Origin of the sequence: Dorea sp. MB18-49 (assembly GCF_023669465.1) — a bacterium.
GTDB classification, from domain to species: Bacteria; Bacillota; Clostridia; order Lachnospirales; family Lachnospiraceae; genus Dorea_A; species Dorea_A longicatena.
The window spans coordinates 25,558-46,070 of sequence record NZ_JAMOYX010000003.1 but is presented as its reverse complement, the minus strand read 5'-3'; the positions used below and the strand labels follow the sequence as shown (position 1 = coordinate 46,070).

The window sequence follows — 20,513 nt, the reverse complement described above, 5'->3', positions numbered from 1 at the left end:
AAATATGATTTTCATTTTTATTGATTCAGTGTTGCTTGCTGCGCTGATTTTTGGTGGATTAGCAACAGGAGCAGGTGTGACGAGCGTAGTAGTAGCATTTATATTGAAACATAAAACAGTAATTGTTGTAATAACAGTATTGGGAGTACTTGTAAGTGAAATAGTAACATATGGAGAAATAACGGATAAAATTAAGGCAATTATATATATAATTATCAATACTGTGTTCGATCTTATTTTACAAACAGGGTATATTGCAATTACTTTGATGTATTTGAATTGTATTTCTGATAATTTTAAAACACATTCAGGATGGATGGTAATTATGTTTATACCGGCTTTGGCGGAAATTTTACTGATAACTGGAATTGCATTTGGAGGCGGAGCCTGGCTGCCATATAAGATGAATGAGGGATTTGCAATGGAAGCGGAAATAGGTGGCTTCATCAATTTGGTGCAAAATATTATAGTTAAAGTGATATGGATGCATTTTTATGTTGGAATGTGTTATATGTTTTTAACGACAATGTACCCAAAAGCATATAGCTTTGTTTTTGAAAATACATATGTAGATAGTGTTTTGAAATATTTTGGAAAATACATAGAACAGTTATTTACATATATCATCAGCAAATAAAACAACATTTTTAAATTATAGAAAATGTAAAATGGTGAATGTGTGAAATAGTGATTCCAGAAATCCATACATTTAAGAAGTTAGAATCGTCGCAATCAATTTGCAACAAAAAACAGAATCGTCGAAAATCGTTTGCAACGAAAACAAAAATCGTTGCAAATCATTTGCGACGATTCTATTATATAAAATAAAGAAACTGCTTAAAGATATGAAACATGAGGTATACGAAAGACAGGAGGAATGAATAATGTATACACCTGCAAAAGAACGATACAATATCATGGAATATAACCGCTGTGGAAGAAGCGGATTACTGCTTCCCAAGATTTCGCTTGGCTTATGGCATAATTTTGGGGATGCATCCGATTATGAAAATATGAGGCAGCTTTGCTTCACAGCATTTGATAATGGTATCACACAGTTTGATCTTGCCAATAATTACGGTCCGGCTTACGGAAGTGCGGAGAAAAATTTCGGCAGAATATTAAAAGAAGATCTGATGCCATATCGTGATGAACTGATCATTACGACAAAGGCCGGATTTGATATGTGGGAAGGCCCTTACGGCAACTGGGGCAGCCGCAAATATCTGCTGGCGAGCCTGGATCAGAGCCTGAAACGTATGGGACTGGATTATGTGGATATTTTCTATCACCACAGAATGGATCTGGAGACACCGCTTGAGGAGACGATGGGAGCTCTGGCAACAGCTGTTTGTCAGGGAAAGGCACTCTATGTAGGACTTTCAAATTATGATGGAGAGACTTTGGAACAGGCAGCAGCGATCCTGAAAGATCTGAAATGCCCGTTTGTGATCAATCAGAACTGTTATTCTATATTTGACAGAACAGTAGAAAAGAATGGATTAAAGGATATGACCGGCAATCTGAAAAAAGGACTCATTACATTCAGTCCTCTGGCACAGGGACAGTTGACGGACCGTTATCTCAATGGGATCCCGGAAGACAGCCGTATTCGAAAGGACGGAAGATTTTTGAAAGAAAGTATTCTTACCGCAGAGCGTATGGAACAGATTCGTAAGTTAAATGAACTGGCGGCTCAGCGTGGTGAGAAGCTTGCGGATATGGCACTTGCCTGGCTTCTTCAGAAAAAAGAAGTTACCAGTGTCCTGATCGGTGCATCAAAAACGCAGCAGATCCTGGATAATATAAAAGCAATACACAGTGCGCCATTTACAGAGGAAGAATTGCAGAAGATTGATGAGTACAGTCTGTAGTCCTTGACATCCCGCCCGCTTATATGCTACGATTTAAATTACGAGTGGATATATGACAAACGCAGTGATGAAGAGAGTATGTAACAGGAAATCTTACAGAGAATCCCGTGAACTGCCGGTGAGGATGCCGCAGTGTGCTGCTGAGAGGGATAGGTGGAACGTTACAGAAGATGGCTTACTGAGCGGTGTGGATGAGCATTGATAAAGATAGATAAAGATGTAAGTTCACAAAGGGCTCCGCCCTTTACAGCGGTGAGGTGGAGTGAACAGCTTCACCCGCAGAGACTATCAGTTGCGAGACTGGCAGTGAATGGAAGTGGTAACACGGATTTTCGTCTTCCCTGAGATTTATGAATTGTAACAGAAGTTATGAGGAGTGAATTCAGGGAAGATTTTTTGTTTATATAGAAAAGAAATCTGTTGGCAGCCAAAGCCTGCAGGCAGCAGGTTATGTAGATATTCAGATCCTGCGAAGAAAATATATCCGGTAAACATAAAAGGAGAGAAAAAGACATGTGTGAAAAATGTAATAAAGGAAAATATTATATTACAACAGCAATCGCTTATGCATCAGGCAAACCGCACATCGGTAACACATACGAGATCGTGCTGGCAGATGCCATCGCAAGATATAAAAGAAGTCAGGGATACGATGTATTCTTCCAGACAGGAACAGACGAACATGGACAGAAGATTGAGCTGAAAGCAGACGAAGCAGGTGTTACACCAAAGGAATTCGTTGACAATGCATCATGCGAGATCAAGAAGATCTGGGATCTGATGAACACTTCTTATGACAAATTCATCCGTACAACAGACGAAGATCATGAAGCACAGGTTAAAAAGATTTTCAAAAAATTGTACGATCAGGGAGATATTTACAAAGGAGCTTACGAAGGAATGTACTGTACTCCGTGTGAGTCTTTCTGGACAGAGTCTCAGTTAGTAGACGGCAAATGCCCGGACTGCGGACGTGAGTGTAAGCCTGCAAAAGAAGAAGCATATTTCTTCAAGATGAGCAAATACGCAGACAGACTGATCAACTACATCAATGAGCATCCAGAGTTCATTCAGCCTGTATCCCGTAAAAATGAGATGATGAACAACTTCCTGCTTCCGGGACTTCAGGATCTGTGTGTATCCAGAACATCCTTCAAGTGGGGAATCCCGGTAGACTTCGATCCAAAACACGTCGTATACGTATGGCTTGATGCGCTGACCAACTATATCACAGGAATCGGATATGACTGTGACGGCAACAGCACAGAGCTGTTCAACAAGAACTGGCCTGCAGACCTTCATCTGATCGGAAAAGATATCATTCGTTTCCACACGATTTACTGGCCAATCTTCCTGATGGCACTGGATCTTCCACTTCCAAAACAGGTATTCGGACATCCATGGCTTCTGCAGGGCGACGGCAAGATGAGTAAGTCCAAAGGAAATGTACTTTACGCAGATGAACTGGTAGATTTCTTTGGAGTAGATGCAGTACGTTACTTCGTACTTCACGAGATGCCATTTGAAAATGATGGTGTAATCTCATGGGAGCTGATGGTAGAGCGTATGAACTCTGACCTTGCAAATACACTTGGAAACCTGGTAAACAGAACTATTTCCATGACAAATAAATACTTCGGCGGTGTTGTAACAGATAAGGGGGTTGCCGAGACAGAAGAAGAAAAGGCTGTCGATGCAGATCTTAAGGCTGTCACAGAAGATACTCCGAAGAGAGTCGATGCGAAGATGGATGAACTGCGTGTCGCAGATGCAATCACAGAGATCTTCGTACTGTTCAAACGCTGCAACAAATACATCGATGAGACAATGCCATGGGCACTTGCAAAAGACGAGGCTAAGAAAGATCGTCTGGAGACAGTTCTCTACAACCTGATCGAGAGCATCAAAGCAGGAGCAAAACTTCTGGAATCCTTCATGCCAGAAACATCTGAGAAGATTCTTGCTCAGCTTGGTGATGGAAAAGTAACAGAGAAACCAGAAATCCTTTTCGCAAGACTGGACGTCAATGAAGTAATGAAGAAAGTAGAAGAACTTCATCCACATGTAGAAGAGAAGGAAGAGGCAAAAGAAGAAGTTGACGAAGAAGTGATCGACATCGAAGCAAAACCAGAGATCACATTCGATGACTTCGGAAAGATGCAGTTCCAGGTTGGTGAGATCATTGCTTGCGAAGAAGTGAAAAAATCTAAGAAACTTCTCTGCTCACAGGTTAAGATCGGAAGCGAAGTAAAACAGATCGTATCCGGAATTAAGAAACATTACTCAGCAGAAGAGATGGTTGGTAAGAAGGTTATGGTTCTTGTGAACTTAAAACCTGCAAAACTTGCCGGAGTATTATCTGAAGGTATGTTACTGTGTGCGGAAGACGCAGAAGGCAACCTGGCACTTATGACACCGGAGAAAAATATGCCGGCCGGTGCAGAAATCTGCTAATGTAAGTATAGAAAGATACAAAGAAACTGGTTGATAATAGTTGGCTTTGTATATGAAAGAATGAAAATGAGGACGGAGGATTTTTGGAATCACCGTCCTTGTTTGATATATATCTCCAATATCCGACATCTATATACAGTATCTGTCACACAAGTTATCCACATGATGTGGATAAGTATGTGGAAAACCTTGGGATAAGGGTGGGATAACCATGAAATTCCTTGGGATAACGTGTGGAAAAGATGGGATAAATATTGGGATACTGGGGACAGGACATTTTTGATTTGGGACGGAGGATTTAAGACATTATTTTTGAAAATCCTCCGTCCCCGGAGGGATATATGATATTTGATACACATGCACATTATGACGATGAGCAGTTTAATGAGGACAGAGTAGAATTGCTGAATTCTATGGAAGAGCAGGGCGTTGGCACAATTATAAATGTCAGTGCAACATACAATTCATGCAGAAAGGTTATCGCACTTGCAAAGGAGTATCCATTTGTATATGCGGCAGTCGGGATTCATCCGGATGAGGTAGGAAGCCTGAATGAAGAGACCTTTGCACAGATGAAAGAGCTGTTTAAAGAGGAGAAAGTGGTTGCGGTAGGCGAGATCGGTCTGGATTATTACTGGGACAATGAGCCGAGAGAAGTGCAGAAAAAATGGTTCATACGGCAGCTGGAACTGGCAAGAGAGTTGGATCTTCCGGTTCTGATCCACAGCCGGGAGGCAGCGGCAGATACCATGGAGATTATGAAGGGGCATGCGAAAGGACTAAGCGGCGTGATCCATTGTTATTCTTATTCAAAAGAAATGGCACAAGAATATATCAAGATGGGATTTTACATCGGCGTTGGCGGAGTGGTAACGTTCAAGAATGCGAAGAAGTTGAAGGAAGTAGTGGAAAATATTCCGCTGACATCAATCGTACTTGAAACGGACTGCCCGTACATGGCGCCGGAACCAAACCGTGGAAAGCGCAATAATTCTGCTTATATCCGTTATGTGGCAGAGAAGATTGCGGAATTAAAGGGCATTACGTATGAAGAAGTAGTCGAACAGACGGAGAAAAATGCCAGAGATATGTACCGTTTATAGCTGACAAAATACGCTAAAAACATACAAAATTATCATAGCGTGCTATGAAATGTGAAATCAACCAATTGATGATCTGGGCAATCTGGTTATAAAACTTAATGTTCCGTCATACAACGGATGAATTCCTGACAGATAGAGGAATTTATCCGTTTTTTCGTGCCGGCAATTACGACAGGAAGCTTTACCGGAGGCGTAAGCGGCAGTGTCTTTACGTGCTCATGATGAAAGAGCTTGAAGTTACTGTATGGAAGGAGGCTTACGCCCTCCCCGATGGCAACGGCGCTGATGATCGATTCGACACGTCCGGTTCTTAAAATCTGTGGGTGGACCGGCACATTTGCGAACAATGCCTGACAGATCTGATAGACGGAGGTGTAGCGGTTCATCAGGATGAATGACTCGTCTGCAAGAGCGGAAAGTGATACGGGTCCGTCAAGCGGATGTCCAACGGGAAGGACGGTGACCAGTTCATCGTCCGCAAGATAGACGGAAGAAATGTCGCTCTGATCGGCTATCATCTGTTCCCGGCAGATAATAAGGTCATACTGACTGGATAGCAGTCCTTTTTTTAAGTCATTTTCTTCGACTTCATCGAGAATGAGATGAATGTCCGGATGGGATTCGGTGAACTGACGGAAATGTGCGGTCAGTCCGTACTGTGTCAGGATCGGCAGCGTTCCGATACGGAGTTCATTTTTATTTCCCATGGGAATCTTGTACTTCTTCATATGTCCGGTCATGATCTCATATTGCCGGCGAAGGGCCAGGGCATCCTGGTAAAAGGTCTCTCCGGCGGGGGTAAGGGAAGCCTTCCGACGGGAGCGGTCGAGCAGAGTGACGCCAAGCTCTTTTTCTAATTTTATGATCTGTTTTGAAAGTGCTGACTGCGAGATATTCAGTTCTTCAGCAGCGTCAAAATAGGTATTGCATTCAGCGATGGCAATAAAATACTGAATCTGATCAAATGTCATATCTGAGGTCTCCTTGGGTTAGGTAAAAATATAAAACAATTCATTCCGTTTTGGAATCAATTATAGCATAAGTGGAATTGATTTTCTATTGAGAGATTATTAGAATGGGAGGAAAGAGGATAAGTAAATCCGCAGATTTGAAATGATAATATGAAATAGGAGGATTATTTTATGGCAGCAAAAGTCACAGATCTCAGAAGTGCGTTAAAAATGTTAGAAGATATGCCGGGACAGCTGATTGAAACAGATGTGGAAGTCGAGCCGATGGCAGAGCTTTCCGGTGTATACCGTCATGTCGGGGCAGGCGGAACCGTTATGCGTCCGACCAAAGAAGGACCGGCAATGATATTTAACAATGTAAAAGGACATCCGGGAGCAAGAGTTGCGATCGGCGTGCTTGCGAGCAGAACAAGAGTCGGTGCATTGCTGGAATGTGATCCGAAAGATCTCGGAAAGAAATTATATCACAGCGTGGATAACCCGATCCCGCCGGTGCTGACAGAAGAAGCAGCACCTTGTCAGGAAGTTGTACACAAAGCGACAGATCCGGATTTTGACTTATACAAATTAGTACCGGCACCGACGAATACGCCGGTAGATGCGGGTCCGTACATTACGCTTGGAATGTGCTACGCATCGCATCCGGATACCGGAGTAAGTGATGTGACGATCCACAGACTCTGCATCCAGGGGAAAGATGAATTATCGATCTTCTTTACACCGGGTGCACGCCACATCGGAGCAATGGCAGAAAGAGCAGAAGAGCTTGGACAGCGTCTGCCAATCTCGATCAGTATCGGAGTAGATCCTGCAATTGAGATCGGCTCTTGCTTTGAGCCGCCAACAACACCGATGGGATATGATGAACTTGCAGTTGCAGGTGCCCTCAGGGGTGAACCGGTCAGACTTTGCAAATGCCTGACGGTAAATGAACGTGCGATCGCCAATGCGGAGTATGTGATCGAAGGGGAAGTTGTTCCGAATGTAAGAGTACAGGAAGATCAGAACAGCCATACAGGATATGCTATGCCGGAATTCCCTGGATATACAGGACCGGCAAGTGACCAGTGCTGGATGATCAAAGTAACAGCTGTAACACACAGAAAGAACCCGATCATGCAGACTTGTATCGGACCGAGTGAGGAACATGTATCTATGGCCGGAATCCCGACGGAAGCAAGCATTTACGGAATGGTGGAAAAGGCAATGCCTGGAAGACTTCAGAACGTATATTGCGCTTCACCGGGCGGCGGAAAATATATGGCCGTTCTGCAGTTTAAGAAGCTTACGGCCAGTGATGAAGGAAGACAGAGACAGGCAGCACTTCTGGCATTCTCTGCATTCAGTGAGCTGAAACATGTATTCCTGGTTGATGAAGATGTAGACTGCTTTGATATGAACGATGTACTGTGGGCGATGAATACAAGATTCCAGGGAGATGCAGATATTATTACAATTCCGGGAGTCAGATGCCATCCGCTGGATCCGTCCAATGATCCGAGCTGCTCCGGCAGTATCCGCGATCACGGAATCGCATGCAAGACAATCTTCGACTGTACTGTTCCGTATGATCAGAAAGACAGATTCAAGCGTGCACAGTTCATGGATGTAGATCCGGAGCATTGGGTGAAATAAGATGTGCAGGGAGAGTAGAGAAGATAAGGAATGTCTTCTGACGAAAAGCAGAAAAGACAAAAAGGACAGAAAACGCATAGTTGTGGCGGCAACCGGCGCGAGCGGTCTTCCAATCCTGAAAATGTGTCTGCAGATCATCCGGGGGGATTCAGACTATGAATCCATTCTGATTTTAAGTGACAGTGCGAAAATCACATTACAGCAGGAAACAAAAGACACAGTAGAAGAAATCGAAGCACTTGCAGATCAGGTATGTGATACAAAAGATATCGGAGCCGGACCGGCAAGCGGATCCTTCCGTACGGAAGGAATGCTGATCGTTCCATGCAGTATGAAGACTGTGGCAGGTATCCACAGCGGCTATGCAGACAATCTGATCTTGCGAGCGGCAGATGTGACGATCAAGGAACAGCGGACACTGGTCCTTGCAGCAAGGGAGACTCCGCTTAGTGCGATACATCTCCGTAACCTTTCCGAACTTGCGACGATTCCGGGGGTCCGGATCATTCCGCCGATGATGACATTTTACCATCAGCCGGAGAATATCGAAGAGATGACATATCATATTGCGGCAAAGCTGGTGGAACCGTTCGGGATAGAGGCGAGAGAATACCGTCGATGGACCGGACTTGTGTAGAGAAGGGAGTGTCACAGTATGGAGACCGATAACTTCTGGGAAATAAAGAAAAAGCTGACATTTACTGAGATCTGTGTGGAAGTTCGCAGACTCGGCGATGATTACCACATATTAGTAAGCGGTGGGGAATGCCCACATATAGGCTGTACCGTCCTTGCGATTCCAAGACCGTCTCTTGACGGTAGCGGCAAGATGAGCAGCACGGCATCGGTACTGAACGTGACGGGCCATAAGGACGAGGAAGTATGTCGTTATCTTGCTGAGAAAGTATCGGCAGGAAAGAAAACGACCGTGGTGTGCACCGGAGGTATTCACATGGACGGGATCACGAAAGAACAGATTGCGGAAATTGTGGAAGCCATGCGGATAATTGCGGGGGAAATCGTGGACAAGTAATGGCCTCAAAAGGAGTAATATGTTTAATAATTACGAAATTGTAGAATACACACACAGCCTTCCATTCCAGATCCAGAACTTCACAGGCCGGACCATACAGGACGACCGGGGCGATATCAAAGACGTTCTGGAACACTGGCATCAGGAGCTAGAGATTGTATATACATTTGAAGGATATGCATTACATTACATCGATGGAAAAGTTCACCGGGCAGCACCGGGAAAATTATTCGTTACCAATTCAGAGAGTATTCATAAAGTAATATCCGATGAAGGAACACTTGGAATACCAGAAGTAATTGCAGTAGTACTTCTGGTAAATGTAGACTTTGTAAAAAAGCTGGTTCCGAACCTGGAACAGATGTATTTCCTGCCGGAGGCAGATTCGGATATGGAGAAAATCGAACAGCTGATGAAAGAATTTTCTGGCTATGCCGGGAAAGAAAAAGAGCATGAACCGTATGAAAATCTAAGACTTATGTCTATGTTGTATGAGCTGATGTATCTTTTATGCCGGGATGATCTGGTGGTAAGGGAAACGGTATTTCCAATCAATAATCAGAAGAATCTGGAGCGTTTAAGAGGAATTATGCAGTACGTGGAGGTACATTATACAGAAGAGATCACGCAGTATGAGGTAGCAAAACGATTCTATTTTACCAAAGAATATTTTTCCAGATTTTTCAAAAAGAATACGGGCATGACATTTAAGGAATATGTCATGCATTACCGTCTGAAACAGGCATATGATCCGATTGTGTATACGGAACGATCAATTCTGGATATTGCGCTGGATTGCGGATTTGCGGATGCCAGAGGACTGATCAATGCGTTCAAACGGGTGTATGGAGATACGCCGTATCAGTACCGGAAGATGCATATGCAAAAGAAAGAACATGAAACAAGATAATAGAAACATTGCCGGGAAATTGTATTTTCCGGCTTGTTTTTTATGTAAATAAAAGAGAAGATGTGCAATTTTTTGTAATTTTAAAGCTAATAATTGTAAAGAAGACATTTGCAAAAAGAGGTAAGATAATACCGTCAACAAGATGCATGCATTTCGAAATGAAAAAATAATCAGAGATTTTGAGAAAGGGAATTTTTATGAATACGAAAGTTAGCGTAAAGGAAAAGATCTGTTATGGTATCGGTTCAGGAGGCGGAAATATCATTACACAGATCCTGGGAACATTTTTAACAGCTTACTATACGGATTCAGTCGGAATCGCAGCTGCGGCAGTTGGAACGATGATGCTGGTTGCAAGACTTCTGGATGGTATCAGCGATGTCATGATGGGTGGAATCGTTGATAAGACAAGAACAAAATGGGGAAAAGCAAGACCGTGGATCCTGATCAGTGCGCCTGTTATCTGTATCGGTCTGATCCTGACATTTAACGTGCCGGAATCACTTAGCAGCTCGGCAAAACTGATCTATGCGTATATTACATATGTATTTTTGAACTGTATTGCATTTACTGCATACATGATCTCACATACGGCACTTCTGTCACGTGTGACATTAGACGTCAATGACCGTCAGAGTATGACATCCATTAACCAGATCGTCAATAACATTGTACAGCTTATCGTTACCGGATTTACGATTAAGTTCGTAACGGCAGCCGGTTGGAGAAGCGTATCTATCGTGTACGGCCTGCTCACAGCGCTGATGCTTCTGATTTGCTTCTGGGGAGTCAGAGAACATCTGGATATGGATGCAGAGACAGAAGAAGTAAAAGTAGAGACGGTTCCGTTAAAAGAAGCAGTTCCGGCTATTTTAAAGAACAAATATTTCTACCTTGTAGCAGCATTATTTATCCTGGTACTGAGCATTGCGTCAGGCAACGGATCCATGACTGTATATTATTGTGGAAATATTTTAAAAGACATGAACATGATGACACCACTTTCTATGGCACTGACACTTCCGGTTATTATTGGAAACTGTTTTGTACCTGCAATCGTTAAGAAAATGGGACATCAGAAGACACTGATCCTCAGTTCGATCCTGATGCTGGCGGGTTTCCTGATCGTGGCAATTAATCCTTACAGCGGAACACTTGCTATTGTCGGAACAGTCGTAAGAGGATTTGGAAATGGAGCAATCTTCGCTTGTGGATTCGCATTATCGGCTCAGGTTGTTGACTATGGTGAGTGGAAATTCAATGTGCGTTCCGAGGGACTTGTAAACAGCTGTGTAAGCTTTGGACAGAAAGTAGGATTAGGACTTGGAGCAGCTATCGCAAGCTGGATCATCGCAGCCGGCGGATATGTGGGAACTGCAAAAGTACAGACAGCATCTGCCAACTCAGCCATCATCTTTGCATATGTATGGTTTGGAGTAATCCTTGCAGCACTGCTTCTGGTAGTCAGCCTGCTCCTGAACATCGATAAATATGAAGGACAGATCAAGAAAGATCTGGAGCAGAGACACAAAGCGTAAGCAATCATAAAAGAATACCTATAAAAATATTTGAACAAATCAAACAGGCAGGAGAAAAGGACAATGTGTAAATTAGTATTCGATCAAGAAAAATATACAGTAGAAACTGTCACAATGGAGGGACAGACACTTACTTACCGGGCATATGAGGATATTCCGTATGTAACTAATCCGGTTGATGACAAGATGGAGAGACTCAGCATATTTGTACCGGAAGTATTCTACGAAGGAAAATCTGTGAATGGATATAACCTGGAAAATGCACCGATTTTTCTGCCGAATACAATCGGCGGATATATGCCGGGACCACAGGAACGACCGGGAAAGAATATACATGGGAAGACAAATGCAACATTTTTCGCGTTGCTTCATGGATATGTTGTAGTATCTGCGGGAGCGCGTGGAAGAGAGATGGAAGATGCAGACGGAAAGTTCTTAGGCTGTGCACCAGCAGCACTTTGCGATCTGAAAGCAGCGATCCGTTTCCTGCGCCATAATGCAGAGACCATTCCGGGAGATGTGAATAAGATCATTTCCAACGGAACCAGTGCAGGCGGGGCAATGTCTTCTCTTCTTGGGAGCACAGGTGATCATCCGGACTATGAGCCATATTTAAAAGAGCTTGGAGCAGCAGAAGAAAGCGATGCGATCTATGCAGCATCCTGCTATTGTCCGATCACCAATCTGGATCATGCCGACATGGCATATGAGTGGGAATTCTGCGGATTAAATGATTATTCCAAGAAGATCGAGATCCCTCCGCAGGAAGGGGAGACGGATCCGACATTCATCGTGGATGAAGGAACGATGACCGAAGCACAGCAGAAGATGGCAGAAGAATTAAAGTCATTATTCCCGGCTTATGTGAATGGACTTGGTCTGAAAGACACGGCGGGAAATGCACTGGAACTGGATGAGAACGGAGACGGAAACTTCAAAGAATATGTTCTTTCTTATGTGAAGAAATGTGTACAGAAAGAGTATGAAAAAGGCACCGATCTGTCAGGCCTGGACTGGATGACGATCGAAAATGGTACCGTAACAAAAGTGGATTTTGACAAATACATCAGATTCCGTACACGTATGAAAGCGACACCGGCATTTGATAACGTATCTATGGGAACGCCGGAAAATGAGCTGTTCGGAACGCCGGATACAAAATATCGTCACTTCACTGCCTTCAGTAAAGAACACAGTGCAGTGAAAGGAGAACTTGCCGACGGCCAGCAGATCAAGATGATGAATCCGATGAATTATATCGCAGATAACAAAGCAGTAAAAGCAGAACATTTCCGCATCCGTCACGGAGCAGTCGACAGAGATACATCACTGGCAATCTCAGCAATGCTGACGGCCAGCCTTGAGAATCATGGAGTAGACGTAGAACTTCAGTATCCATGGGGCATGCCGCATGCCGGAGACTACGACCTGGAAGAGTTATTCGCATGGATCGATAAGATTTGTGGATAGTGTGAATATGAAAACAGGAAGGACGTATGAAAAAACGAAAGTTTTTTCATACGTCCTTTTGTCATACCATAGTATGCAAGAGATTAATCGGGTTCCAACTTATTAGTATTCCGCCAGCTTCTTGGCGAAGTCCCATAGACATTCTTAAATGCTCTGGAAAAATGTAACTGATTTGGATATCCTACAGCATTCCCGATATCAGCAATAGACAGAGATGTTAACTTCAAAAGTTCGGCAGCTTTTGTCATACGGTAACTAATCAGAAATTCCTGTGGCGATTTTCCGATGGTATCGTGAAATATTTTCCCAAAATAACTCCGGTTCAGACCGCAAAAGGCTGCAATATCTTCAATCGTAATATTGTTCTGGAAATTCTGTTCAATATAAGATAAAGCTTCTTTTATGTAAAAATCCCTGATCTTTCCACTCTGATTCATGCGCACGGTAGCAGCGGAACGCATGAAATAATCTAAAAACAGATATAAATGGCCGATCATATGAAATGGCGACTCGGAAGAAGAACCCGGATGCCGGGCAATATATAGCATTTCGTTCATCATTTCATTGCGAAGGTCTTTTGAACCGGCGTGATAGACCGGATGATCGGGACTGAGTCCGGCGGTAGAAACAATCTCTTTAGCGCGGAGTCCGTCAAATTCAACCCAGGTATATTCCCATGGCAGATCCTGATCTGCAATATAAGTATTGATCTGATTAGGAAATAACATAAAACCCTGTCCGCTTTTTATTTGATATTCTATCGTGTTACCAGAAGAATCATTGGCCATTAAGGTACCGGTGCCGGATATTACATAATGAAAGACATAATGATTTCTGGCAGCAGGTCCGAAAGAATGTGAAGGTTCACACTGTTCCCAGCCGTACTGATACAAACCGATATCTACAAAATTCTCATTTGGAAAAACAGAAAATAAAATGTCACTCATACGACACCTCCTTTTTCATCAGTATATACCAAAATGCTAGATGACTTCAATATATAACGGGAAAAGTTGCATTTTACTATAAAACATATAAAATCAAGATATTTATAGACGCATTATGATATGTTACAATTCATTTGTAATAGATGAAAAGCAAAAACCTGACGATGAAAACAGATAAATATCCCGGGAAAGGTTCAAAATCAGGAAGGAACGGAGTAAAAAGGAGTTTTGGAACATGCATAGGAAGTACAGGAAACTGGTAAGTGCCGGACTGGTTCTTACGATGGCTGGGGCTATGATGCTGCAAGGATGCGGACAGAAAAAAGAGACAGGAAAGACAGAAATAGAACTTGTGCAGTATAAACCGGAAGCAGTAAAAACTTTTGAGAAAATAGAAGAAGAATTCAACCGCACACATGATGATATTCATCTTACGATTGAATCTCCGAATGATGCAATGACTGTTTTGAAGACAAGATTTATTCGAGAGGATAACCCGGATATCATCGGAATCGGAGGAGAGGTAAGCTATTCGAACTTTATTGATTCGGACATGTTGATGGATATCTCAGACTACAAGGGACTGGATGATATCAAAGAAGCATACAAAGAAATTGATAAAAACCTGGAGTTTGTTCCGGAAAAGGGAACTTATGCAGTCCCGTATGCGGCAAATGCAGCAGGAATTCTTTACAACAAAGCAATGTTCGAAGAACATGGATGGAAGATTCCGACAACATGGAATGAACTCATGAGCCTGTGTCAGGAAATGCAGGATGAAGGAATCCAGCCATTTTATTTTGGATTTAAAGATACATGGACCTGCCTTGCACCATGGAATGCGATCGCGGTAGACCTTGCACCGGCAGATGTATGTGCACAGGTGAATCGTGGAAAGACAACATTTTCGAAAGAATATAAAGAAGTAGCGGAACGTATGCTGGAACTACTTCCGTATGGACCGGATGACCCGTTTGCATATGATTACAACGGAGCATGTACAGCATTTGCAAAAGGTGAATCTGCAATGTATACAATCGGAAGTTACGCAATTCCACAGATCCAGACGGTGAATCCGGATATGGAGATTGATTCGTTTGTAATGCCGGCAAGTAATAACACGGAAGAAAATCAGTTGAACTCAGGAATAGATCTTCAGTTCTGCGTCATGAAAGACTGCAAGAACAAAGAGGCAGCATATGAAGTGTTAGATTTTCTATTGAAAGATGAAAACGTACAGGCGTATCTGGACGATCAGAAAGCAGTCCCTTGTAAAGAAGGAGATTTTGAACTGGCATCAACACTTGATGGAATGAAAAAATACATAAAAGAAGGAAAGATGTCTGATTTCCAGGATCATTATTATCCATCGGAAATGGCGGTAGACGCACAGATCCAGACATTTCTGATGAAAAAAGATCCAAAAGCATTTCTTAAAAAATTCGATACAGACTGGGTAAGATACAATCGTGATATTATCCGTAAAGTTGAGGATTACGAGAAATCTCATAATAACTAAGAGAAAAAAGTTACTGGTAATACGGAAATTCAAGGAGTTAGTACGATGAAAAAGAATAAATTAAATGATAGAAAGCGGACATTTCTTCTGATCACGATTCCGATTGTTGCATTATTTTTCTGCTTCAATACGCTGCCGCTGATCAAAGGAGTGATCTATAGTTTTACCAACTTTAAAGGTTATGGAAGTTATGACTGGGTAGGACTTCGGAATTATAAGGATCTGTTTACGGATTCCAGAGTCGGAGGCTCCTATATCTTTACATTTAAACTGGCAATTGCGGCGACAATCCTGACAAATGTACTGAGTCTTCTGATGGCACTCGGATTGAACAGTAAGATTAAGTTCAAAAGTGCACTAAGGGGTGCATATTTTATCCCGAATGTACTGGGAGCACTGGTGGTAGGATATATTTTCAACTACTTCTTTACTTATATTCTTCCGGCGTTTGGAAAAATGATCGGAAGTGAGACATTTAGCTCCAGTATGCTTTCGAATACAAAGCTTGCATGGATTGCAATCGTGATCGTGTGTGCATGGCAGTCGATCGCAATGAATACAATCATTTATATTTCGGGACTTCAGACGGTTCCGGAGGATGTGTATGAAGCAGGAGCCATTGACGGTGCCACAGGATGGAAGAAATTCAAGAACCTGACATTTCCACTTATCATTCCATTTTTCTCTATCAATATGGTTCTGAGTGTGAAAAACTTCCTGATGGTATTCGACCAGATCATGGCATTGACCAAAGGTGGTCCTGCCCAGAGTACAGAATCTATTTCATACCTGATCTATAATAACGGAATGAGCGGCGGTCAGTTCGGATTCCAGAGTGCGAATGCAGTCATTTTCTTTATTGTGATCGTAGTGATCTCGGTAGCACAGATGACCATCACCGGTAAGAAGGAGGAACAGTTGTAATGAAAAAAGTTGGGAAAGAAAGAATAAACTGGCCTGTAACGATTCTTTTGATCGCAGGGGTGATCACTGTCATATTTCCGTTATATATGACCGTTGTCATTGCACTGAAGAAGCCTTCGGAGATGACAAATGATATTGCGGGAATATTATCGCTTCCAAAGCATTTCAGCTTGAGTAATTTTGCAGAGGCAATGAAAGTAACGGATTTCTGGAATTCACTGGGAAACAGCCTGCTGATCACGATCGTGACGGTAGTGTTTGCCATTCTGATCCACTCACTGCTTGGATATGCAATTGCACGAAATAAGGCACATAGCAAATTTTATAAATTCATTTATTTTTACGTTGTCAGCGGTATGTTCGTACCATTTGCAATCCTGATGATGCCGGTGGTAAAACAGACGGCGCAGATGGGACTTGCGAACAGAGCCGGAGTTATTATCTTATATCTGGTCTTTTATATGCCGATGAATGTGCTTTTGTATTCCGGATATCTGACGAATATTCCGATGGCACTGGAAGAAGCAGCATGTGTGGACGGAGCAAGTACATGGACAACTTATTGGAAAATTATCTTTCCAATTATGAAACCAATGCATGCGACAGTAGCGGTTCTGACAGCACTCGGAACATGGAATGATGTAATGACACCGTTGGTTATCATGTCAGGAACCGGAAAGAATACATTGCCGCTTGCACAGCTTAATTTCCAGACACAGTTTGGAACGAACTACAATCTGGCATTTGCTTCGTACCTGCTGGCACTTCTGCCAATCCTGATCTTTTATCTGATCTGTCAGAAACATATTCTGAATGGCGTGGTGAATGGAGCCGTAAAATAATCGGAATGCAAATAGAACTTGAGACATAAAAAGGAGACAAAGAAATGGGAATTGTTTACTGTGAAGCAGACAGGACATTTACAATACAGACAAAAAATACAACATATCAGATGCAGGTAGACCGTTTTGGATTCCTTCTTCATCTGTATTATGGAAAGAAGACAGATGGAAGCTGTATGGATTATCTTCTGACATATTATGACAGAGGATTTTCAGGCAATCCGTATGATGCCGGAAGTGACAGAACCTATTCGATGGATGCACTTCCTCAGGAGTATCCGTGTTACGGAACCGGGGATTACAGAAGTGTGGCTCTGATAATTGAAAATGCAGACGGAAGTACAGCGTGTGATCTTCGATACCGTTCACATCAGATTTCTAATGGAAAATATAAGATTCCGGGACTTCCGGCAGTCTATGCGGAAGAGACAGAAAGTCAGACACTTGAGATTACAATGGAAGATGTGGTTACAGGAGTAGAAGTAACACTTCTGTATGGTGTACTTCCGGACTATGATGTGATCACCAGAAGTGCAAAGATTGCTTATCATGGCGATGGAAAGATTTTTATCCAGAAAGCACAGTCTGCGTGTCTTGATTTTCTTTATGGTAAATATGATCTTCTGACATTTTACGGAAGACATGCGATGGAAAGAAGGATGCAGAGAGAACCAGTTACGCATGGAAGCCATGTGATCGGAAGTGTAAGAGGAACTTCAAGCCATCAGTATAATCCGATGATGATCCTTGCAGATGAACATACAACAGACAGCTGCGGAAACTGCTATGCAATGTCATTTGTGTATAGTGGGAATTTTAAGGGAGAGGCATTGAAAGACCAGTTCGGTCAGACACGTGCACTTCTTGGCCTGCAGGATGAGATGTTTTCTTATCCGCTTGAAACAGGATCGGTGTTTTATACACCGGAAGTGCTCCTGTCATTCTCGGGAAGTGGAATGAACCAGCTTTCGCAGAATCTGCACCGCTGTATCAGACAGCATATCTGCAGAGGAAAGTATAAAGAAAGTATCCGTCCGATCCTGGTGAACAGCTGGGAAGCAGCGTACTTTGATTTTGACGGCGATACCTTATATGAATTGGCAAAAGAAGCAAAGAATGTAGGCATTGATATGCTGGTGCTGGATGACGGATGGTTTGGAAAACGTGATGATGATAACAGCGGTCTTGGTGACTGGTTTGTTAATGAGAAGAAGCTTGGCGGAACACTGGGAAGTCTGATACAGAAGATCAATGATCTTGGGGTAAAATTCGGAATCTGGATAGAGCCGGAGATGATCTCAGAAGACAGTGATCTGTACAGAGAACATCCGGATTGGGCACTTACAATCCCGGGAAGAAATCCGGTTCATGCAAGAAACCAACTGGTGTTGGATTTCTCCAGAAAGGAAGTTGTAGACCATATATTTGATCAGATCTGCAAAGTATTGGACCAGGGAAATATTGAGTATGTGAAATGGGATATGAACCGTAGTCTGATGGATGTATTTTCGAGGGGAACGAAAGATCAGGGCAGGGTTATGTATGATTATGTTATTGGTCTGTATGACTTCCTGGAAAGAATCGTAACCAGATATCCAGATCTGCTGATCGAAGGATGCAGTGGCGGCGGCGGAAGATTTGACGCCGGAATGATGTATTATACGCCACAGATCTGGTGCAGTGATAATACAGATGCATTGGACAGATTACAGATCCAGTATGGTACATCGTTTGGCTATCCGATATCCGCTGTAGGTTCACATGTATCGGCAGTACCGAATCATCAGACAGGAAGAATTACATCTCTGCATACCAGAGGAGTAGTGGCAATGGCTGGAACATTTGGATATGAACTGAATCTCGGAAAACTTTCTGAAGAAGAAAAAGAAGAGATCCGGTCACAGGTAGAAGAATACCGGAAGTTCGCACCGCTGATCCAGACGGGACTTTATTACCGTTTGTCTGATCCGTCGAAGGAAGAATATGCAGCATGGGCATTCGTATCAGAAGATCAGAAAGAAGTACTGCTGAATGTAGTGATGCAGGAGATTCATGGAAATATGACTGTGAATTATGTAAACCTTCAGGGATTGAAATGCAGTGCGGTTTATCGTGATACGGAAACAGGAAAGACTTATAATGGCGCAGCACTTATGGAAGCAGGAATCCCGATGCCTGTAGAGATGGGAGAATTCAAGGCGTACCAGATGCATCTGGTGGGAGAAGAATAGAATACAAGAACCTGTAAATGCAGGAGAAGTTGCTGACAAGCAGTTTCTTCTGCATTTTTTACAGGAAAATAATGCATAGGAAGATTCTTTAGAGGAAGGAACAAAAGAAAATGGAAAAAAGAGAAAAGAAAAATGACAGTATCTTCCGGAAACCGGTCATTAGGTGATGACAACATTTTATCCGTATCAGTGGGATCTGAATTATCGTAATCCGAGAGTATTTAATGAGATGATATATAACTTTCTGTATCTGACAAATCAGGGGATAGATATTGTACGAATCGATGCGGTGCCGTATATCTGGAAAGAACTTGGAACTACATGTAGAAATCTGAAACAGGTGTATACAATTGTCCGTATGATGCGCATGATAGCAGAAATTGTATGCCCGGGTGTTTTGCTTCTGGGAGAGGTTGTAATGGAACCCGAAAAAGTTGTGCCGTATTTTGGAACGGTTGAAAAGCCGGAATGTCATATGCTTTATAATGTGACGACTATGGCAACGACCTGGGACAGGTGAACGATTATAGTTATAAGAACGATCCGGAAAAATGTGCTGATTCAAGATATATCCACCGGGGAAAGTTACCGTGGGAACTCGCTGAGGATAAGGAAGATGTCACAACGGTTCAGGGAAACATATTTCAGACACTTGACCGGTTGGAAAAGATTCGCAGACAGGAGATAACATTTGATAAAGATGCAGATGTGTATACATATGATGTACATGACGACAGTATCCTGTGTGTATTGCGGGAATATAAAGGGAGAAGATTCTTTGGAATATTCAACTTCAGCAATCAGGAGAAGACAGCATGGATGCAGGAAAAAGGGATGTACCGTAATCTGTTGACGGGTGAAAAGACAGAATTGAAAGATATAAGATTAAGTGGATATGAGTTCCTTTGGTATGGAAACTAAAATTGTGTGTGTTTCCATTTATATATTTATACATATTTCATTTTTTATTGCTATTAATCTCCGTAAAATTATTGTATAATGAGGAATAATCGCTACAGTTTACACACCAGAGTATGTCTGAAAAGACCTGAATTGTAGTGG

The 20,513-nt window shown here is 42.6% G+C and carries 17 protein-coding genes and 1 pseudogene; 16 read left to right on the top strand and 2 right to left on the bottom strand.

Features of this window, described 5'->3' with window-relative positions:
- Positions 1–4 precede the first annotated feature (4 nt).
- The 5 genes from NCY30_RS02530 (at position 5) to NCY30_RS02510 (ending at position 5,431) form a co-directional block, all read left to right on the top strand.
- The gene (locus NCY30_RS02530; protein ID WP_022415268.1) at positions 5–637 is read left to right on the top strand and encodes a hypothetical protein; all 633 of its coding nucleotides are present in this window, start codon (positions 5–7) and stop codon (positions 635–637) included.
- A 247-nt stretch (positions 638–884) separates the two neighbouring features.
- On the top strand, positions 885–1,874 hold the full coding sequence (locus tag NCY30_RS02525) for an aldo/keto reductase (protein WP_022415269.1): 990 nt from the start codon (positions 885–887) through the stop codon (positions 1,872–1,874).
- Between the two features lie 52 nt (positions 1,875–1,926).
- Positions 1,927–2,076 (top strand): hypothetical protein, encoded by a 150-nt coding sequence (locus NCY30_RS02520; protein ID WP_006427528.1) that lies wholly within the window; start codon positions 1,927–1,929, stop codon positions 2,074–2,076.
- A 311-nt stretch (positions 2,077–2,387) separates the two neighbouring features.
- Positions 2,388–4,328, top strand: coding sequence for a methionine--tRNA ligase (gene metG / locus NCY30_RS02515; RefSeq protein WP_022415270.1), 1,941 nt, complete (start codon positions 2,388–2,390; stop codon positions 4,326–4,328).
- Positions 4,329–4,669: 341 nt separating this feature from the next.
- Positions 4,670–5,431: a TatD family hydrolase gene (locus tag NCY30_RS02510; RefSeq protein ID WP_022415271.1), complete on the top strand. Its 762-nt coding sequence runs from the start codon at positions 4,670–4,672 to the stop codon at positions 5,429–5,431.
- Positions 5,432–5,526: 95 nt separating this feature from the next.
- Here the strand turns inward: NCY30_RS02510 and NCY30_RS02505 are convergent, their stop codons facing one another.
- The gene (locus NCY30_RS02505; RefSeq protein ID WP_022415272.1) at positions 5,527–6,402 is read right to left on the bottom strand and encodes a LysR family transcriptional regulator; all 876 of its coding nucleotides are present in this window, start codon (positions 6,400–6,402) and stop codon (positions 5,527–5,529) included.
- A gap of 171 nt (positions 6,403–6,573) precedes the next feature.
- Between NCY30_RS02505 and NCY30_RS02500 the strand changes: the two genes are divergently transcribed.
- The 6 genes from NCY30_RS02500 (at position 6,574) to NCY30_RS02475 (ending at position 12,988) form a co-directional block, all read left to right on the top strand.
- Entirely contained in the window at positions 6,574–8,037 is a 1,464-nt protein-coding gene (locus NCY30_RS02500) for a UbiD family decarboxylase (protein ID WP_022415273.1), read from the top strand.
- 1 nt (position 8,038) lies between these two features.
- On the top strand, positions 8,039–8,674 hold the full coding sequence (locus tag NCY30_RS02495; RefSeq protein ID WP_022415274.1) for a UbiX family flavin prenyltransferase: 636 nt from the start codon (positions 8,039–8,041) through the stop codon (positions 8,672–8,674).
- An 18-nt stretch (positions 8,675–8,692) separates the two neighbouring features.
- The gene (locus NCY30_RS02490; RefSeq protein WP_022415275.1) at positions 8,693–9,070 is read left to right on the top strand and encodes a prenylated flavin chaperone LpdD; all 378 of its coding nucleotides are present in this window, start codon (positions 8,693–8,695) and stop codon (positions 9,068–9,070) included.
- Positions 9,071–9,089: 19 nt separating this feature from the next.
- Positions 9,090–9,980 carry an AraC family transcriptional regulator gene (locus NCY30_RS02485; protein ID WP_195369407.1) on the top strand — a complete coding sequence of 297 codons (891 nt, stop codon included), beginning with the start codon at positions 9,090–9,092 and terminating at the stop codon, positions 9,978–9,980.
- Between the two features lie 197 nt (positions 9,981–10,177).
- Complete coding sequence (locus NCY30_RS02480) at positions 10,178–11,518, top strand: MFS transporter (RefSeq protein WP_195369408.1); 1,341 nt, start codon at positions 10,178–10,180, stop codon at positions 11,516–11,518.
- Positions 11,519–11,581: 63 nt separating this feature from the next.
- Entirely contained in the window at positions 11,582–12,988 is a 1,407-nt protein-coding gene (locus tag NCY30_RS02475) for a subtype B tannase (RefSeq protein WP_195369409.1), read from the top strand.
- Between the two features lie 83 nt (positions 12,989–13,071).
- On the opposite strand, the gene NCY30_RS02470 is transcribed toward NCY30_RS02475, so the two are convergent.
- Entirely contained in the window at positions 13,072–13,935 is an 864-nt protein-coding gene (locus tag NCY30_RS02470) for an AraC family transcriptional regulator (protein ID WP_022415277.1), read from the bottom strand.
- A gap of 235 nt (positions 13,936–14,170) precedes the next feature.
- Here NCY30_RS02470 and NCY30_RS02465 point away from each other — a divergent pair, with 235 nt between their 5' ends.
- The 5 genes and pseudogenes from NCY30_RS02465 to NCY30_RS15295 form a co-directional block, all read left to right on the top strand.
- Positions 14,171–15,454 carry an ABC transporter substrate-binding protein gene (locus NCY30_RS02465; protein ID WP_022415278.1) on the top strand — a complete coding sequence of 428 codons (1,284 nt, stop codon included), beginning with the start codon at positions 14,171–14,173 and terminating at the stop codon, positions 15,452–15,454.
- A 45-nt stretch (positions 15,455–15,499) separates the two neighbouring features.
- Positions 15,500–16,378 (top strand): carbohydrate ABC transporter permease, encoded by an 879-nt coding sequence (locus tag NCY30_RS02460; RefSeq protein WP_178413685.1) that lies wholly within the window; start codon positions 15,500–15,502, stop codon positions 16,376–16,378.
- On the top strand, positions 16,378–17,220 hold the full coding sequence (locus NCY30_RS02455) for a carbohydrate ABC transporter permease (RefSeq protein ID WP_055182250.1): 843 nt from the start codon (positions 16,378–16,380) through the stop codon (positions 17,218–17,220). Before NCY30_RS02460 ends, NCY30_RS02455 begins: the two co-directional genes overlap by 1 nt.
- A gap of 44 nt (positions 17,221–17,264) precedes the next feature.
- Positions 17,265–19,451, top strand: coding sequence for an alpha-galactosidase (locus NCY30_RS02450; protein ID WP_055182252.1), 2,187 nt, complete (start codon positions 17,265–17,267; stop codon positions 19,449–19,451).
- Between the two features lie 163 nt (positions 19,452–19,614).
- Positions 19,615–20,372 (top strand): annotated as a pseudogene (locus NCY30_RS15295) (alpha-amylase family glycosyl hydrolase); the annotation flags it as partial.
- Positions 20,373–20,513 lie beyond the last annotated feature (141 nt).